General features: G+C 64.7%; 14 protein-coding genes. 12 read left to right on the top strand and 2 right to left on the bottom strand.

Features of this window, described 5'->3' with window-relative positions; all coding sequences use genetic code 11:
• The first annotated feature begins 20 nt into the window (after positions 1-20).
• The 5 genes from XH85_RS41685 (at position 21) to XH85_RS41660 (ending at position 5,207) form a co-directional block, all read left to right on the top strand.
• The gene (locus tag XH85_RS41685) at positions 21-317 is read left to right on the top strand and encodes a (2Fe-2S)-binding protein (protein WP_128936553.1); all 297 of its coding nucleotides are present in this window, start codon (positions 21-23) and stop codon (positions 315-317) included.
• A complete protein-coding gene (locus tag XH85_RS41680; RefSeq protein ID WP_128936552.1) occupies positions 314-1,732 on the top strand; it encodes an FAD/NAD(P)-dependent oxidoreductase in 1,419 nt (472 codons plus the stop codon). Before XH85_RS41685 ends, XH85_RS41680 begins: the two co-directional genes overlap by 4 nt.
• Positions 1,729-2,850: an NAD(P)/FAD-dependent oxidoreductase gene (locus XH85_RS41675; RefSeq protein WP_128936551.1), complete on the top strand. Its 1,122-nt coding sequence runs from the start codon at positions 1,729-1,731 to the stop codon at positions 2,848-2,850. The genes XH85_RS41680 and XH85_RS41675 overlap by 4 nt, the downstream gene beginning before the upstream one ends.
• Before the next feature lie 228 nt (positions 2,851-3,078).
• Positions 3,079-3,426, top strand: a complete 348-nt coding sequence (locus XH85_RS41665; RefSeq protein ID WP_128936549.1) for a RidA family protein — start codon at positions 3,079-3,081, stop codon at positions 3,424-3,426.
• Between the two features lie 167 nt (positions 3,427-3,593).
• Positions 3,594-5,207 (top strand): ABC-F family ATP-binding cassette domain-containing protein, encoded by a 1,614-nt coding sequence (locus XH85_RS41660; protein ID WP_128936548.1) that lies wholly within the window; start codon positions 3,594-3,596, stop codon positions 5,205-5,207.
• Positions 5,208-5,387: 180 nt separating this feature from the next.
• On the opposite strand, the gene XH85_RS41655 is transcribed toward XH85_RS41660, so the two are convergent.
• Complete coding sequence (locus XH85_RS41655; RefSeq protein WP_128936547.1) at positions 5,388-6,716, bottom strand: dicarboxylate/amino acid:cation symporter; 1,329 nt, start codon at positions 6,714-6,716, stop codon at positions 5,388-5,390.
• Positions 6,717-6,842: 126 nt separating this feature from the next.
• Between XH85_RS41655 and XH85_RS41650 the strand changes: the two genes are divergently transcribed.
• From XH85_RS41650 to XH85_RS41635, 4 genes are all read left to right on the top strand, one after another.
• Positions 6,843-8,162 (top strand): solute carrier family 23 protein, encoded by a 1,320-nt coding sequence (locus tag XH85_RS41650; protein WP_128936546.1) that lies wholly within the window; start codon positions 6,843-6,845, stop codon positions 8,160-8,162.
• A gap of 73 nt (positions 8,163-8,235) precedes the next feature.
• Positions 8,236-9,072, top strand: coding sequence for an SDR family oxidoreductase (locus tag XH85_RS41645; RefSeq protein WP_128936545.1), 837 nt, complete (start codon positions 8,236-8,238; stop codon positions 9,070-9,072).
• A gap of 215 nt (positions 9,073-9,287) precedes the next feature.
• Positions 9,288-11,087: a cation:proton antiporter domain-containing protein gene (locus tag XH85_RS41640; RefSeq protein WP_128936544.1), complete on the top strand. Its 1,800-nt coding sequence runs from the start codon at positions 9,288-9,290 to the stop codon at positions 11,085-11,087.
• Positions 11,088-11,163: 76 nt separating this feature from the next.
• A complete protein-coding gene (locus XH85_RS41635; protein WP_128936543.1) occupies positions 11,164-11,985 on the top strand; it encodes an NAD-dependent protein deacetylase in 822 nt (273 codons plus the stop codon).
• Between the two features lie 10 nt (positions 11,986-11,995).
• Here the strand turns inward: XH85_RS41635 and XH85_RS41630 are convergent, their stop codons facing one another.
• Complete coding sequence (locus XH85_RS41630; protein ID WP_128936542.1) at positions 11,996-12,619, bottom strand: TetR/AcrR family transcriptional regulator; 624 nt, start codon at positions 12,617-12,619, stop codon at positions 11,996-11,998.
• 114 nt (positions 12,620-12,733) lie between these two features.
• Between XH85_RS41630 and XH85_RS41625 the strand changes: the two genes are divergently transcribed.
• The 3 genes from XH85_RS41625 (at position 12,734) to XH85_RS41615 (ending at position 17,062) form a co-directional block, all read left to right on the top strand.
• Complete coding sequence (locus XH85_RS41625; protein ID WP_128936541.1) at positions 12,734-13,657, top strand: NmrA family NAD(P)-binding protein; 924 nt, start codon at positions 12,734-12,736, stop codon at positions 13,655-13,657.
• Positions 13,658-13,784: 127 nt separating this feature from the next.
• Positions 13,785-14,780 carry an alpha/beta fold hydrolase gene (locus tag XH85_RS41620; RefSeq protein ID WP_128936540.1) on the top strand — a complete coding sequence of 332 codons (996 nt, stop codon included), beginning with the start codon at positions 13,785-13,787 and terminating at the stop codon, positions 14,778-14,780.
• A gap of 197 nt (positions 14,781-14,977) precedes the next feature.
• On the top strand, positions 14,978-17,062 hold the full coding sequence (locus tag XH85_RS41615) for a hydantoinase/oxoprolinase family protein (RefSeq protein WP_128936539.1): 2,085 nt from the start codon (positions 14,978-14,980) through the stop codon (positions 17,060-17,062).
• Positions 17,063-17,064: the final 2 nt, after the last annotated feature.

Raw genomic sequence — 17,064 nt, 5'->3', positions numbered from 1 at the left:
AGGAGCCAAGAGGCATCCCCATGTTTAGACGATCCGAACAGGACAAGCGCCCAAACGTGCAGATTTTCGTCGATGGCGTCGCCGTCGCGGCACGTCAGGGCGACACCGTCTCCGCGGCGCTGCTGGCCTCCGGCCGTGACGTGCGCAGGTCGACCGCGGTGAGCGGCGCGCCGCGTCTGCCTTACTGCATGATGGGGGTGTGCTTCGATTGCCTCGTCACCATCGACGGTGTCGGCAACCGCCAGGGCTGTCTCGTGCCCGTCGCCGACGGCATGCAGGTCGAGATCCAGAAGGGCAAGCGGGAGATCGGAAAATGACTGTGGCTCCCAAACGCGAAGCCTACGACGTCGTGGTGATCGGCGCCGGTCCCGCCGGCCTCGCCGCGGCTGCGACATCTGCTGAAGCCGGCCTGTCGACGCTGCTGTTCGACGAGAACATCGGTCCGGGCGGTCAGGTGTTCCGCGCCATCGCCTCGACGCCGGTGACAGAGCGCAACCAGCTCGGGGCCGACTATTGGGCCGGTGCCGATCTCGTGCAGGCGCTGCGCGCCAGCAGCGCCGAGGTCATCCATCGCGCGACGGTCTGGAGCCTCGACCGCAATCTCGAGATCGCGGTCTCCATCGGCGGCGCCTCTGCCTTCGTCAAGGCGCAGCGTGTGATCCTCGCGACCGGCGCGCTGGAGCGGCCGTTTCCGATTCCCGGCTGGACGCTGCCGGGCGTGATGACGGCGGGCGCGGCGCAGACGATGTTGAAGTCGTCGGCGCTGGTGCCTGACGGACGCGCGGTGATCGCCGGGCAGGGGCCGCTGCTCTGGCTGCTCGCCGCGCAGATCCTGCGTCTCGGCGGCCGCATCGACCGCATCCTGGACACCACCGAGCGCGGCAATTACTTCGCCGCGTTGCCGCACGCCTTCGCCTTCCTGACCTCGCCCTATTTCACCAAGGGCCTGTCGATGATGCGCGAAGTCAAGGCGAAGGTGCAGGTCGTATCCGGGGTCACCGAGCTTGCCGCGTCCGGCGACGGTCAGCTCGCAAGCGTGAGCTATGTCGCCGGCGGCAAGCGCGAGATCATTCCTGCGGATCTGTTGCTGTTGCATCAGGGTGTCGTGCCCAACGTCAATCTGGCGATGGCGGCCGGCGTCGAGCATCGCTGGGACGAGCTGCAATTGTGCTGGTCGCCGGTGCTCGATGCGAACGGGGCTTCGTCGGTCGCAGGCATCGCGATCGCCGGCGATGGCGCCGGCATCGGCGGCGCGAATGCCGCCGTGGTGCGCGGTCGCATCGCGGCGCGCGCGGCGGTGGAAGCGCTGGCGCCAGCGGCTGCCGCGAAGCTCACATCGTTGGCGGCGCTTCGTGCCGATCTTGCCAGGGCCGAGCGCGGCCGCGTCTTCCTCGACACGCTGTTCCGCCCCGCGCAACAGTTCCGCATTCCCACAGGCGACACCATCGTCTGCCGCTGCGAGGAGGTCACCGCAAAGGACGTTCTCGACTCCGTCGCGATCGGCGCGACGGGGCCGAACCAGCTCAAGGCCTATCGCCGCACGGGCATGGGTCCGTGCCAGGGCCGGCTCTGCGGCCTCACCGTCACCGAGCTGATGGCGCAGGCGCGCGGGAAGACGCCGCAGGAGATCGGCTATTACCGGCTGCGTGCGCCGGTGAAGCCGATCACGCTCGCCGAGCTCGCCGCCGTCCCGAAGAGCGAGGCCGACGTCAAGGCGGTGGTGCGCGGATGACCAAAAACGTGGATGCGATCGTCGTCGGCGGCGGCATCCACGGATGCTCGACCGCGCTGCATCTGTGCCTTGCCGGCATGAAGCCGGTGCTGATCGAGAAGGACTATGCCGGCCGGCACGCCTCGGGCGTCAACGCCGGCGGCGTCCGCCAGCTCGCGCGGCACATCCCTGAGATTCCGCTCTCGATCCGTTCCATGGGGATTTGGGAGAAGATCACCGAGCTCGTCGACGACGATTGCAGCTTTGAGAGCCATGGCCAGGTGCTGGTTGCGGAGAACGAGGAAGAGCTTGCGGTCTGCCGCGCGCGTGTGGCCGAGCTCAATGCGCTCGGCTTCACCCATGAAGAGCTGGTCGATGCGGCCGAGCTGCGGCGGCTCGTGCCCGCGGTCGCCGAGACCTGTCCCGGCGGCGTCGTGTCGCGTCGCGATGGAGCTGCAAATCCGGCGCAGACGACGACGGCGTTCCGGCGCAAGGCCGAGCAGCTTGGCGCGACGGTGCGCGAGGGCGAGGCCGCCGGCAACATCCGGCGGAATGACGTTCTGTGGCATGTCGACGTCGGCTCGGACACCTATGCCGCACCGGTGCTCGTCAACGCCGCGGGCGCCTGGGCCGGGAAGATTGCCGCTGCCCTCGGCGAGCCCGTTCCTGTCGAAACCGTCGCGCCGATGCTGATGATCACCTCGCGCGTGCCGCACTTCATCGATCCCGTCGTGATCCTGCGCGGCCGCAAATTGTCCTTCAAGCAATTCTCCAACGGCACCGTGCTGATCGGCGGCGGCCACCTGGCAACGCCCTATCAGGACCGCAACGAGACGGTGCTGGACTGGAAGAGCCTCGCTGTCAGCGCGCGCACCGTGTTCGAGCTGTTTCCGGTGATGCGCAGCGCGACGATCATGCGGGCCTGGGCCGGCATCGAGGCGAAGATGAAGGACGATATCCCCGTGTTCGGCCCGAGCTCGCGTCACCAGGGCCTCTATCACCAGTTCGGCTTCTCACTGCACGGCTTCCAGCTCGGTCCTGGCGCCGGCGCCGTGATGGCGGAGCTGATCGTCAACGGCGGCACCCAGACCCGCGTCAGTGATCTCGGCATCGACCGCTTCCATCCGTCCACGCTCTAGGAACAAGAAGTTGTCGTATCCGATCGTTTGCCCCGAGCTCACTCAACCTCTCCCGCTTGCGGGAGAGGTCGGCGTGAAGCGCCGGGTGAGGGCTCTCTCCACACGGGGAAAGTCCCAATGCGGAGACACCCCCACCCCGGCCCTCCCTCGCAAGCGGGAGAGGGGGCGCACCTCCTTCGTGGCCCTCAGCCGAACTCAACTCCTTCCACGCTTTAAGAAGAGGACATCATGAGCATCACCCGCAGCATCCGCACGCCGATCATGCACCGCGCCGTCGAGGCCAACGGCTTCGTCTTTCTCGGCGGCACCATCGCCGACGACACCTCGGGCTCGATGGGCGAGCAGACCCGCAACATCCTCGGCAAGATCGCCGGCTATCTGAAGGAAGCGGGAACCGACAAGAACCGCATCGTCAGCGCCTCGATCTTCGTTACGGATCTCTCCAAGAAGAAGGAGATGGACGCAGCCTGGACCGAGTTCTTCGGCGACAATCTGCCGACCCGTGCCACCGTCGGCGTCGCCGACCTCGGCGGCAATGCTCTGATCGAGGTGGTGGTCACCGCGCTCAAGGGCTGATCGCGCCGACCGATAGGGACGTCAGCGCTTCCCTCGCGCTGTCGTCCAAACTGCGGCTTGATCTTGCGCTTCTGCGGCACTAGTTAGAGAGCTCTCAATCAGGAACTTCGCAGCCATGGATTTTACCCCGACCGCAAAGCCCATCCGCCTTGCTCACGGGGAATTCCATGCCTGCTTCGATCATCCTGTCGAACCTGTCGCTATCCACGCCTGACGGCCGTTCGCTTCTTTCCAACATCGATCTGACATTCGCGGCCGAGCGCACCGGTCTCGTCGGCCGCAATGGCGTCGGGAAAACGACGCTGCTTGCATCGATTTCCGGGGACCATGTTCCGCAGTCTGGGCGCATTGTTGTTAACGGGACCATCGGCGTGCTGCGCCAGGACGTTCAACCGCCTGCAGATGCGACGGTGGCCGATCTGTTCGGCGCGCGGCGGGCACTAGAGCTGCTTCGCCGTGCGGAGCAGGGCGACGCCTCGGTCGATGACATCGCCACGATCGACTGGACGCTCGAAGCGCGGCTTCAGGCCGCCCTCGCGCGCCTCGGCTTCGATCCGTCTCCCGACACGGAGCTGTCCTGCCTGTCCGGCGGCCAGATCACGCGCGTTCGCCTCGCCGCACTGGTGTTTGCCGAGCCCGACTTCCTGCTGCTGGACGAGCCCACCAACAATCTCGATCAGGATGGACGCAAGGCGGTGACTGATCTCCTCGCTGCCTGGCGCGGCGGCGCGATCGTCGTCAGCCACGACCGGGGCCTCCTTGAAACCATGGACGCGATCGTCGAGCTGACCTCGCTCGGGTCAACCCGATACGGCGGCAATTGGAGCAGTTTTCGCGCGCAGAAGGCCGTCGAGCTCGCAGCGGTCAGGCACGACCTCGCACATGCTGAGAGGCACCTGTCCGAGATTGACGGCAAGGCACAGGAGGCTACGGAACGGAAGGCGCGCAAGGACAGCGGCGGCAGGAAGAAGCGTGCCAAGGGCGACATGCCGCGCATCCTGGCCGGCGCGCGCAAAGATCGCAGCGAAGACAGCGGCGGCAAGACCGCGCAAATCGCCGAGCGGCGGCGCGCGGAGGCGCTCGCGGCTGTCGACACGGCACGCCGGCGCGTCGAGATACTTCAGCCGTTGTCGGTGAAACTGCCGGCGACTGGCCTGCCGGCGAGCAGGGAGGTGCTTTGGCTCGACGGCGTCAGCGCAGGCTATCGGCCGGAGCAGCCGGTCTTGCGCGATCTCTCGCTCGCGATCGTCGGGCCGGAGCGCGTTGCGGTCGTCGGGCCGAACGGCTCCGGCAAGACAACGCTGCTGAAACTCATTGCCGGCGAGTTGCGCCCCGTTTCGGGTACCGTGCGGGTCAGGCCCGACTTCGCGCTGTTCGATCAGAAGGTCAGCCTGCTTGATCCTGCGCTCTCCATCCTGGACAATTTCGGTCGCCTCAATCCAACGGCAGGTGCGAACGCGTGCCATGCCGCGCTGGCTCGCTTCATGTTTCGCGCCGATGCTGCCTTGCAGATCGTGGGAAGCCTGAGCGGTGGACAAATGTTTCGCGCGGGCCTTGCTTGCGTGCTGGGCGATTCAAAGCCGCCGTCCCTGCTGATCCTGGACGAGCCGACCAATCATCTCGACATCGAGTCCATCGAAGCCGTTGAAGCGGGCCTGAGGGCCTATGACGGCGCGCTGCTCGTCGTCAGTCACGACGAGGCATTCTTGCAGGCGATCGGGATCACGCGCCGGCTCGAACTTGCCGGCAAGGCGCTTCACGTCAATGGCGGGATCATCTGATCCCGCCTTACGTCCCGATATGGCGGCTAGTCCTGGCGGAGATTTTCAAAAGCCCGACGCCCTGCCCCCAGCGCGTCGGGCGGAAAGATTGACTATCAATCGGTGATCCCAACGCGATTGTTGTGACGTGTATCTCACCGTTTTTCCATTCCGGGAAACTACCGCATCGGAACCGGGGTGCTATGCACTGCCACCCGGTTCCAGCGCCTCGCCGATCTCCAGCGGATGGGCCATGGTCTCGTGCAGGGCGTCGCGGTCGAGCTCGCCTTCGGAGAGGCTGATGACGACGCAGGCGACGCCATTGCCGATCAGATTGGTGAGCGCACGGCATTCGCTCATGAACTTGTCGATACCGACCAGGATCGCGATCGACTGGATCGGGATATCAGGCACGATCGAGAGCGTCGCGGCGAGCGTAATGAAGCCGGCGCCGGTCACGCCCGATGCACCCTTCGAGGTGATCATGGCGATGCCCAAAATGCCAAGCTCCTGCCAGATGGTCAGATGGGTGTTGGTGGCCTGCGCCAGGAACAGCGTCGCCAGCGTCATGTAGATGTTGGTGCCGTCGAGATTGAAGCTGTAGCCGGTTCGGATGACGAGGCCGACCACCGAGCGCGAGGCACCGAGATGCTCCATCTTCTGGATCATCTGCGGCAGCACCGTCTCCGAGGACGAGGTGCCGAGCACGATCAGCAGCTCGTCCTTGATGTAGGCGATGAAGCGCAGGATCGAGAAACCGGCGAGCCGTGCGATCGCGCCCAGCACGATCAGCACGAACAGGATGCTGGTCAGGTAGAATGTGCCGATCAGCGCGGCGAGGTTGAGCAGTGAGCCGAGCCCGTAGGCGCCGACGGTGAAGGCCATCGCGCCGAAGGCGCCGATCGGCGCCACGCGCACGATGATGCGGATGATGCCGAAGAACATTTTTGCGGCCTTGTCGATCGCGTCCGCGACGGGCTCGCCGGCCTTGCCGAGGAAAGCGATGGCGAAGCCCGACAGGATCGAGATCAACAGCACCTGAAGCAGGTCGCCCCGCGCGATGGCGCCCAGATAGCTGTCGGGGATGATCGCCATCAGATGGGCGACGATGCCCTCTTCCTTGGCCTTGGTGACGTAGGTCGCCACCGAGTTCGGATCGATCGTGGCGGGATCGATGTTGAAGCCGCGCCCGGGCTGGAGAATCTCGCCGACGAGCAGACCGACCGCAAGCGCGACGGTCGAAACCGTCTCGAAATAGATCAGCGATTTCAGCCCGACGCGGCCGACGCGCTTGAGATCGCCCATCGAGGAGATGCCGTGCACCACGGTGCAGAAGATCACCGGCGCGATCATCATCTTGATCAGCGCGATGAAACCGTCGCCGAGCGGCTTCAAGGCCTTGCCGAGATTTGGATAGAAGTAGCCGATGAGCACGCCGAGCGCGATCGCGATCAGCACCTGGACGTAGAGGATCTTGTACCAGGGCTGGTGCCGGCGGAGGACGGCTGGCTGGATCGCGACTTGTGTCATATTGTAGGCCCCGGAACGTATTGATCTTGCTTGATTTGCATCATGTGATGGCCGTCGCGGGAGCGACAATCACATTTTTGTCGGATCGCACGAAGATCGTCCGCTGCACGGCAACTCGGGGGAAACATGTCGACTGCAACAGGCTCCGACGAGCAAATGCAAGGCTATTTTCCGCGCTGGAAACTCAAGACATCGGGCGTGATCATGCCGGAGGAGCGGCTGTCTTGGGGCCAGACCATTGTCTCCGGTCTCCAGCATTGCGTCGCAATGTCGGGCTCAACGATCATCGCGCCGCTGCTGATGGGGTTCGATCCCAATGTTGCGGTCCTGTTCTCCGGCATCGGCACGCTGATCTTTTTCGTCATCGTCGCGGGGCGCGTGCCGAGCTATCTCGGCTCGAGCTTCGCATTCATCGCCGTCGTCATCGCTGCCACCGGTTATGCCGGGCAGGGGCCAAACCCGAACCTGTCAGTTGCGCTCGGCGGCATCGTCGGAGCCGGTGTGCTGTACGGCCTGATTGCACTGATCGTGATGTGGTCGGGCGTTGGTTGGATCGAAAGGCTGCTGCCGCCGGCGGTCACCGGCGCCGTGGTCGCCGCAATCGGACTCAACCTTGCGCCCGTGGCTGTGAAGGCTGTGAGCGCCGGCACCTTCGACACCTGGATCGGGCTTGCGACCGTTCTGATCATCGGCGTGGTCGCCGTCGCGGCGCCGGGCCTATGGCGCCGCTTGCCCATCATTGTCGGTGCCATCGGCGGATATCTCCTGTACTTGCTGTTCGCAAACGGACTCGGTTTCGGCAAGCCGATCGACTTCGCGCAACTTTCGGCCGCGCCGTGGTTCGGCCTCCCCAACTTCACCGCGCCGAGCTTCCATGCCGATGCAATCTTCCTGATCGCGCCGGTTGCGATCATTCTCGTCGCCGAGAACCTCGGTCACATCAAGGCCGTCGGCGCGATGACGGGCCGGAGCCTCGATGCCTATCTCGGCCGCGCCCTGTTTGCCGACAGCCTCGCGACCATCGTGGCGGCCTGCGGCGGCGGTACCGGCGTCACCACCTATGCCGAGAACATCGGCGTCATGGCGGCGACGAAGGTCTATTCCACCTTGTTGTTCGCGTTCGCGGCCACGGTGTCGATCCTGCTCGGCTTCTCGCCGAAATTCGGCGCACTCATCCTGTCGATCCCCGGCCCCGTCATCGGCGGCCTGTCGATCGTGCTGTTCGGGTTGATCGCGGCGATGGCGGGACGGATCTGGGTCGAGAACAAGGTCGACTTCGCAAATCCCGCGAACCTGATTACCGTCGCGGTGGCACTCACCGCAGGCGCCGGCGATCTCACGCTCAAATTCGGTGCGTTCACGATCGGCGGAATCGGCACCGCGACCTTCGGCGCCATCATCCTCTACCAGATCCTGACCTTGACGGTCGCCCGCCACGCCAAATGAATCACAGCAATGCGTCGAGAGATGGAACAAAGGGCGGGTTCCGTCGATGATCAGGCATCCCCGGAGAGAACTCATGCCACAAACCAATCGCTCAACCTCCTTTCCCTCGCGCCTCATCGGCCAATACGCGCTGGTGACCGGCGCTTCACAAGGCATCGGCCGCGCTGTCGCCATCCGGCTCGCCCAGGAAGGCGCGACCGTCGCCATCAATTATTTCGATCACCCCCAAAGCGCCGAGGAGACGCTCGCGTTGGCGCGGACGGCGTCGGGCGATCGTGGCCACGGCAGGCTCGATCACATCATCGTCAAGGCCGATATCGGCAACGAGCAGGACATCGCCGCGATGTTCGAGACGATCCTGGCGCGCTGGAAGCGCCTCGACTGTCTGGTCAACAATGCCGGCTTCCAGCGGGAATCGCCGAGCGAAGCACTCGACGTCGAAACCTATCGCCGCATCATCGACGTCAATCTGAATGGCGCCGTGCTTTGCGCCCAGAAGGCGCTCGCGCATTTCGTCGCCCGCGGCGGAGGCGGCAGCATCATCAATTGCTCCAGCGTCCACCAGATCATCCCAAAGCCGGGCTATCTCGCTTATTCGATCAGCAAGGGCGGCATGGCCAACCTGACGCGGACGCTGGCGCTCGAATTTGCCGGCCAAGGCATCCGCGTCAATGCGGTAGGTCCCGGTGCGATCGATACGCCGATCAATGCGGCCTGGACCGGCGATCCCGAGAAGCGCGGCGTCGTCACTTCCCACATTCCGCTCGGCCGCGTCGGCACTCCGGAAGAGATCGCCGCCGTATTCGCCTTCCTCGCCTCGGATGATTCGAGCTACATCACCGGACAGACCATCTATGCCTGCGGAGGCCTGACGCTGTTCCCCGAATTCCGGGAGAATTGGGCGAGCTGAACGTCAACTTGGAAGCGTGCGCATCTGCGGCGGCCCGACCGGGTTGCAACGATTAGATCGTGGTCTCGAGGCAAGCCTTCCCACTGGGCCTACCTGGACACCGATGCACCGCGCAGGAGTGGCGGTTTGCGGCCGGGTAGGGGTCTGCGGCGCCGTGTGCTATCGACCGTGGACGACGCTGCCGCTATTGGCAGGCGCCGACACATGATGGGCTCGTGACCACAACCATAAACATCAATGCCTATAGTGACGCGCTGGTGGTCCTCGGCACTGCCGGCGTGGTAGTGCCAATTGTCCGCCATTGGGGCATCAATCCGGTGCTGGGCTATCTCGGCGCCGGCGCCATTCTCGGCCCGCTCGGACTCGGCTCGCTCGTTCGAGAACTCCCGTTCCTGTACTGGTTCACCGTGGCGGACGCGCAGAACGTCGAAGGCATCGCCAATCTCGGCGTCGTGTTCCTGCTATTCCTGATCGGGCTCGAGCTGTCTTTCAGGCGGCTCGTGACGATGCGACGCCTGGTGTTCGGGCTTGGCGGCCTGCAGGTGCTGACGACGTCCGCGATCATTTTCGGCGCGACGCTTCTCGCGGGGCAGAATTCCGATACCGCCGTGATTCTCGGCGCGAGCCTTGCGCTGTCCTCGACGGCGATCGTGCTCGAGCTTCTGTCCACCGAGAGACGGCTTGCGACCGCTGCGGGTCGCGCCAGCTTCTCGGTGTTGTTGGCTCAGGACCTTGCAGTGATTCCCATTCTGGTGCTCGTCTCGGTGCTTGGCGCAGGCAGCGGCGGCTCCGTCGTGGCGCACATCTCCAGTGCGATCTTGAAGGCCGGAGTAGCGGTCGCTTTTCTCATTCTGATCGGACGGCTGCTGATGCGTCCGCTGTTCCAGCTGGTTGCGGGCACCCATTCGACGGAGCTCTTCGTCGCGGCGACCTTGTTCGTCATCGTCGGCGCAGGCCTTGCCGCGCACCAAGCCGGCCTGTCGATGGCGCTCGGAGCATTCGTTGCAGGACTGATGCTGGCGGAAACGGAGTACGGCAAGGCCATTGAGGCCACCGTCGATCCATTCAAGGGCCTGCTGCTAGGCATCTTTTTCTTCACCGTCGGTATGGCCATCGACTTCCGCGTGTTCATGCGCGAGCCCGGTTGGCTGCTGGCCGCCGTTATCGGCGTTCTGGCGGGTAAGGCGATCGTACTCATCATCCTGGGCCGCCTCTTCAGGCTCTCGTGGCCGTCGGCGATCGAGATCGGCTTCCTGCTGGGTCCAGTCGGCGAATTCGCTTTCGTAAGCATCGGGATGGCGGCGGCGCTCGGCCTGATCGAACCTCGCGTGTCGAGCTTTGCCGTCGCCATCACCGCCGTGACGATGACATTGACGCCGCTTTTGGGCGTGCTCGGACGACGATTGGCCGCGAAACTGGGGAGCGAGCGCACCCTCGATCCCGAACTGACGGTTCGGCCGCCCGGCGACCGGGCGCAGGCCATCGTGGTCGGCTACGGCCGCGTTGGAAAAGTCGTCTGCTCGCTGCTGACCAGCCACGGCCTGAACTACATCGCGATCGATAACGAAGCAGTCGCCGTGGCGCGCGACCGCCGCGATGGTCACAAGGTCTATTTTGGTGACGCGACAGAACCGGGCTTTCTCGAAGCCTGCGGCCTGATGCAGACGACCGGTGTGATCATTACCATTCAGTCGCGAGCAGCGATCGATGCCGTCGTCGAGCGGATTCGCGCAGTGCGGCCGGACGTGCTGATCGTCTCACGTGCGCGGGACGCCGATCATGCCCGCCACCTCTATGCGATCGGCGCAACCGATGCGGTGCCGGAAACCATCGAGGCAAGCCTGCAACTTTCCGAAGCCGCACTGATCGGCCTCGGAGTCGCGGTCGGGCATGCAATCGCCTCGGTGCACGAGAAGCGGGACGAATTTCGGCTGACATTGCAGCAAGCCGCCCGCATTGCAGCACAAGAGAAAACTCGTCTCCTCGATAGCACGGGGCGCCGGTCCCCGAGATAGCCGCCTATCCGGGCGGCCGTGCGCTGCGGACTGTCGTGATCTGGCAAAACCCGCCCGCGCGGACTACATCTGCGCCATGACAAATGCTCCGCGGGCAAACCCTCCGCTCCAGGATTTCATCGGTCGGCACGAACGGCTGTTCGTGCTGACCGGCGCCGGCTGTAGCACCAATTCGGGCATTCCCGACTATCGCGACAGCCACGGCAATTGGAAGCGGACCCAACCAGTCAACTTCCAGGCTTTCATGTCGGACGAGCATACGCGCCGGCGCTATTGGACGCGCAGTCTGATTGGATGGCGGCGGTTCGGCCAGGCGAAGCCGAATGATGCGCATCATGCGCTGGCCCGGCTCGAGGCGAACGGCCGGTGCGGGATGCTGCTGACCCAGAACGTCGATCGGCTGCATCAGTCCGCCGGCCACCGCCAGGTGATCGACCTGCATGGCCGGCTCGATCTGGTCCGCTGCATGGGCTGCGGCGGCAAGACGCCGCGCGATGAGTTTCAGCACGCGCTTGGTCGCGCCAATGCGGCCTGGCTGACGCTCGATGCCGCCGATGCACCTGATGGCGACGCTGATCTGGAGCACGAGGATTTTTCGTCCTTCGAAGTGCCGGCCTGCGAGGCCTGCGGCGGCATTCTCAAGCCCGACGTCGTGTTCTTCGGCGAGAACGTCCCCCGCGACATCGTCGCCACGGCGCAGGATCATCTGGCGCAGGCCGACGCCATGCTGATCGTCGGCTCCTCGCTGATGGTCTATTCCGGATTCCGCTTCGTGCAGGCTGCCGCGCAGCGCAATATTCCGATTGCGGCGGTCAATCTCGGCCGCACCCGGGCCGACGATCTCCTGACACTGAAGGTCGAGGAGCGCTGCGAGGCGGCGCTCGCATTCCTGCTCTGAAGATGGACGGCTAGCTGGACTTCGGATAGAGCTTCAGGAGCGCGGTTGACGCCTCGCTTGCTCGCCGTGCGATCTCGTTAGTGCTCGGGCGATTGGTGGCCTGTAGCAGTAGGCCCGTCATCAGATCTCCCCACAACAATCCAAGAAATTTCTCGGTCGTCGCGTCGGGGTCACCGGCAAGAAGACCTTTTGATCTGGCGTCCGCCATGATCATCCGCAGTGAATCGCGGATGGGCTTGCGGGCGACGGTATCTAGCGCATGCGCAACTCTTGGTGCATGTACGGCCTCGGATATGGCCAGGCGAAACACGGCGACGACGACCGGATCGGTCGTTTCCGTCAATAGCTTCGACCCAAACGCGGCAAGCACTTTTGCCAGCATGTCCCTGCTGCGGATCGTGGGAAGGTCCGCCGGTGCCTTGAGCCGCTGGGCGCGTTCGGTGATGCATGCGACCAGCATCGCCTCCTTGTTGCCGAACAGCGAGTAGAGCTCGCGTTTGGAAACGCGCGCACGCGTCGCGATCTCCAGAGTGCTCGTCTGCGCGTAGCCACCTTCCATGAACGCGGAAAGCGCTGCGTTCAGGATCCGCTTCCGGGCCTCAAGTCCATCGGCGTTTTCCTGGGGCGGCTCCATCTTCGGACTCATCGACGCAATCTTCCTCTTGACTTGGTACCAATCGGTACCATATCCGTTTCGCGTGGTACCGCGTCGTACCAGAATGTAGTGAAACAGGAAAGGACCGAGACGATGAGAGAGGCAATCCTCGTGACCTCCGCCGCAGGGGGCACCCAAGGTCAGACCGGCCGGCACGTGTCCGAAATGTTGCTCCGGCGCGGCCATCAGATCCGCGCGCTCGTGCGCCAAACCGACAGTCGTTCCGACAGGCTCAAGTCGCTCGGCGCAGAGATTTTCGTCGGCGACTTCCTCGACGTCCGCTCCGTTGAACAGGCGGCAAAGGACGTCTCGGCGATCTATTTTGCCTATCCCGTCCAGGACGGACTGGCAGAAGCAACCGCGGCAATGGCCTTCGCAGCACGCCGGCATGGTATTTCGCGGCTTGTCAATCTCGTGATGTATCAGTCATCGATCGATGCACCGACCCCGCGCATGCGGCAGAATTATCTGTCCGAACAGGTTTTCGAATGGGCAGGCGTCGGCCCGCTGCATTTGCGGGCCACCGTCTTCTACGAGAACGTGGCTCGTCTTGTCGGCGCGAACCTGCCGGAGCGCGGTGCAATCCGCCTGCCGTTAGGTGACGAGAGCACCATTCTGCCGTTGATCTCGGCTGAAGACGTGGCGCGGGTCGCCGTGGGTCTCCTCGTTGGCCCCAAGCAGGTCGCGGGATCCGCCTATCCCATCATCGGGAGCGTCAATTCCGTCGGCGACATTGTCAAGGCGTTCGCGCACGTCTTCGACAGGGACGTCCACTACGAGGAAATCACCGACGCGGAGTGGCGCAGCGAAGTCCTGTCGCGAGGCTGGAATGCGCACGCGGTCGAGCACCTCTCCTCGCTCTGGAAATCGCTGCGGGCTGCCCGGCTCCCGGCTGAAGCTGCGCGTTTCGTTGCGACGGATACCATCGAAAAAATCGGTGGTGCACAGCCGAAGACATTTCAACAATTCGTTCGCGAGCGACAGTCCGAGTTGCTTGCGCCTGCTGCGAAGGCCTAGCCCGAGGGGAATGCACATGGACAGACGCCGGTTTCTGGCTGCGGCCTTGGCTCCGCTCGCATTGCAGGCGGCGCCCCGCGCAATGTCATCAAGCGCTTTTGCGGCAAGTTCGGAACGAGGTGAAAGAATGACTGGGATCAAGCAGCGAATTATCGAAACCAACGGAATCCGCCTCAACATTGCCGAGCAGGGTGAAGGGCCTCTGGTGCTGCTGGTCCACGGCTTCCCCGAGACGTGGTATTCTTGGCGGCATCAGATCGGCGACCTTGCCGCCGCCGGTTTCCGCGTCGTCGCTCCCGACATGCGCGGTTATGGAAAGAGCGACGCGCCGCAGGCGATCGACCAATATACGATCCTGCATCTCGTCGGAGACATGGTCGGCATTCTCGATGCGTTGGGCGTGCCGACTGCCGTCATCGTCGGGCACGATTGGGGCGCCAGCGTTGCCTGGCAGGCGGCTCTCACGCGCCCTGATCGCTTCAGGGCCATCGCCGCGCTCAGCGTCCCGTTCCGGCCGCGCGCCAAGGCGCCACCGACCAGTCTCATGCCGCGCACCGAGACTGCGCAATTCTATCAGCTCTATTTCCAGGAGCCGGGTCCTGCGGAGGCTGAGTTTGGACGCGATCCGCGCGCGACCCTTCGCAACATGCTGTTTGGCGCGTCCGGCGACGGCGTGGCCGCGGCTCGCGCGGCCGGCGGGACACCGACGAACCTTGCGATGGTCCCGAAGGGTGGCGGTTTCCTGCAAGGACCCGGTGCGCCGGCAACGTCGCCATCCTGGATTAGCGAAAGCGACGTCGACCATTACGGAGAGGAGTTTCGACGAAGCGGCTTTCGCGGCGCGCTAAACTATTACCGTAACCTCGATCGCAATTGGGAAATCACGGGTGCCTTGACGGGCCTTCAGGTCACCATACCCGCGCTCTACATGGCGGGCGATCGTGACTTCCTGCTGTCTTCCCCCGGAACGGACCAGTTGCTCGCAAATCTGAAGACTCTCGTTCCCGGCTTGCGAAAGGTCCAGATGCTTCCGGGGTGCGGCCATTGGACTCAGCAGGAGCGACCAGGCGAAGTCAGCGCCGCGCTCGTCGAATTCATGCGCGCACTGCCGAGCCGCTCCTGAGCGATGTGGCTTCCGCAAAGCGTCGTCATCAGGGCCGGTCGAACAACCGGCCCTGATTTGCAAGGGAGGTCGTCCAAGCCAACTTGGCAATGCTGCATAGGTGCCACGCAAAACCGCCTTCTCGACCGGCACGTTCGCTGGTATGAAAATTGCTCAGTTTCACCCTGAGTTATGACGATCAGCGCGGAGAATTTGGAATGCTTGAGGGAGCCGAGGTGCGGCTTGCCGTCGATATCGGGGGCACATTCACTGACATCGTGCTGGACGTGGGCGAGGCGCGCAAGACGCGCAAGGTGCTGACGACGCCGCAGCGGCCAGAGCAGGCGGTGCTGGACGGGATGCGCCTCATCCTTACTGATGCGCGTGCGCATATCAGCGACATCGACGTCTTCATCCACGGCACTACGCTCGCCACCAACGCCATCATCGAGCGCCGCGGCGCGAAAACCGCTCTGATCGCAACGGACGGCTTTCGCGACGTGCTCGATATCGGCACCGAGAGCCGCTACGACCAATATGATCTCAGCATCGACAAGCCGAAGCCGCTGGCGCCGCGCAGCCTGCGCTTTACCGTGCCCGAGCGCATCGACGCGCACGGTGCCGTTCGGCTCCCGCTGGACGAGATTGCTGTGCGCGCGCTCGCGCCGAAATTGCGCGAGCGAGGCGTCGAGAGCGTCGCGATCGCCTTCCTGCACTCCTACGCCAATCCCGAGCACGAGCGCCGCGCCGCAGCGATCCTGGGCGAGGAGATGCCCGGCATCTCCGTGACCGTGTCGTCGGCGGTGTGTCCGGAAATTCGCGAATATGAGCGCACCTCCACCGCCGTGGCGAACGCCTATGTGCAACCGCTGATCGACGGCTATCTCGCCCGCATGGCCGATGCCTTGCAGGTCGAGCAGTTCCGCGGCGCCATCTATCTCGTCACCTCCGGCGGCGGCGTCACCTCGATCGAGACGGCGCGGCGCTTTCCGGTGCGTCTCGTCGAATCCGGCCCGGCCGGCGGCGCCATCTTCGCGGCGCAGATTGCCGCAAGGTTGGGCGAGAGCAAGGTGCTGTCGTTCGACATGGGCGGCACCACTGCAAAGATCTGTCTCATCGAGAAGTACCAGCCCGAGACCTCGCGCGTGTTCGAGGTCGACCGTGCCGCGCGCTTCCTCAAAGGCTCCGGCCTGCCGGTGCGCATCCCCGTGATCGAGATGGTCGAGATCGGCGCCGGCGGCGGCTCGATTGCGCATGTGGACGCGATGAAGCGTGTCACCGTCGGTCCCGAGAGCGCCTCGTCCGAGCCGGGACCGGCCTGCTACGGCCGCGGCGGCCAGCGTCCTGCCGTGACGGACGCGGACGTTGCGCTCGGCATGATCGATCCCGATGCATTTGCGGCGGGCACGATCAAGCTCGATCCGGAGCTTTCGAAGCAGGCGCTGCTGCGCGACGTCGGCGAGCCGCTCGGCCTGTCGGCGGAAACCGCGGCCTATGCCGTGCACGAGGTCGTCTGTGAGAACATGGCGAGCGCGGCGCGCGTGCATGCGGTCGAGCGCGGTGCCGTGGTTGGCCAGCACACGCTGATCGCCTTCGGTGGCGCTGCGCCGTTGCATGCGGCGCGCGTCGCCGAGAAGATCGGCGTCTCCCGCGTGATCGTGCCCTCGAATGCCGGCGTCGGATCGGCCGTCGGATTCCTGGCGGCGCCCATCGCTTACGAGCTGGTGCGCAGCCGTCACGTCCGGCTCGATGATTTCGACACCGACGCGGTCTCCGATCTCTTGCAGGAGATGGCGACCGAAGCGCGTGCGCTGGTCGAGCCCGGCGCCGCCGGTGCGCCGGTGCGGGAGCGCCGCGCCGCCTTCATGCGCTATGTCGGCCAGGGCCATGAGATCTCGGTCGAGCTGCCGAACCGGCGGCTGGCGACCGCTGATCTCGCCGGTCTGCGCCAGAAATTCGAGGCGGATTATTCAGCGATGTTCGAGCGGCCGATCCCGGGTGCCGCGATCGAGGTGTTGAGCTGGTCGGTGCTCGCGACCACCGAGGCGCGCAATCCACCCGCGGTCGCGGCCGTCGCGCGCAAGTCCGCCGGAAAGGCAGTCGGAAGCCGCAAGTTCTTCGACGGCCGCGCAGGCGAGGTGATCGAGATCCCGCTCTATCGCCGCGAGGACATGGCGCCCGGTGCCACCATTGCGGGCCCGGCCGTAATCGCCGAGGACGAGACCTCCACCTTCGTCTCGACCAGTTTTGATGCTCATATCGACGGTGCCGGCAGCATCGTCATGGAACGAAAGGCGGCCTGATC

Origin of the sequence: Bradyrhizobium zhanjiangense, assembly GCF_004114935.1 — a bacterium.
Classification (GTDB): domain Bacteria; phylum Pseudomonadota; class Alphaproteobacteria; order Rhizobiales; family Xanthobacteraceae; genus Bradyrhizobium; species Bradyrhizobium zhanjiangense.
This window is presented reverse-complemented; position numbering and strand designations above follow the sequence as displayed.

What these genes read in the sequence shown, in the direction of transcription:
- XH85_RS41645 (WP_128936545.1), top strand. Translation starts at nt 8,236, where the DNA reads ATGCCACAAACCAATCGCTCAACCTCCTTTCCCTCGCGCCTCATCGGC.
- XH85_RS41675 (WP_128936551.1), top strand. Translation starts at nt 1,729, where the DNA reads ATGACCAAAAACGTGGATGCGATCGTCGTCGGCGGCGGCATCCACGGA.
- XH85_RS41635 (WP_128936543.1), top strand. Translation starts at nt 11,164, where the DNA reads ATGACAAATGCTCCGCGGGCAAACCCTCCGCTCCAGGATTTCATCGGT.
- XH85_RS41685 (WP_128936553.1), top strand. Translation starts at nt 21, where the DNA reads ATGTTTAGACGATCCGAACAGGACAAGCGCCCAAACGTGCAGATTTTC.
- XH85_RS41630 (WP_128936542.1), bottom strand. Translation starts at nt 12,619, where the DNA reads ATGGAGCCGCCCCAGGAAAACGCCGATGGACTTGAGGCCCGGAAGCGG.
- XH85_RS41620 (WP_128936540.1), top strand. Translation starts at nt 13,785, where the DNA reads ATGACTGGGATCAAGCAGCGAATTATCGAAACCAACGGAATCCGCCTC.
- XH85_RS41680 (WP_128936552.1), top strand. Translation starts at nt 314, where the DNA reads ATGACTGTGGCTCCCAAACGCGAAGCCTACGACGTCGTGGTGATCGGC.
- XH85_RS41665 (WP_128936549.1), top strand. Translation starts at nt 3,079, where the DNA reads ATGAGCATCACCCGCAGCATCCGCACGCCGATCATGCACCGCGCCGTC.
- XH85_RS41625 (WP_128936541.1), top strand. Translation starts at nt 12,734, where the DNA reads ATGAGAGAGGCAATCCTCGTGACCTCCGCCGCAGGGGGCACCCAAGGT.
- XH85_RS41660 (WP_128936548.1), top strand. Translation starts at nt 3,594, where the DNA reads ATGCCTGCTTCGATCATCCTGTCGAACCTGTCGCTATCCACGCCTGAC.
- XH85_RS41650 (WP_128936546.1), top strand. Translation starts at nt 6,843, where the DNA reads ATGTCGACTGCAACAGGCTCCGACGAGCAAATGCAAGGCTATTTTCCG.
- XH85_RS41655 (WP_128936547.1), bottom strand. Translation starts at nt 6,716, where the DNA reads ATGACACAAGTCGCGATCCAGCCAGCCGTCCTCCGCCGGCACCAGCCC.
- XH85_RS41615 (WP_128936539.1), top strand. Translation starts at nt 14,978, where the DNA reads ATGCTTGAGGGAGCCGAGGTGCGGCTTGCCGTCGATATCGGGGGCACA.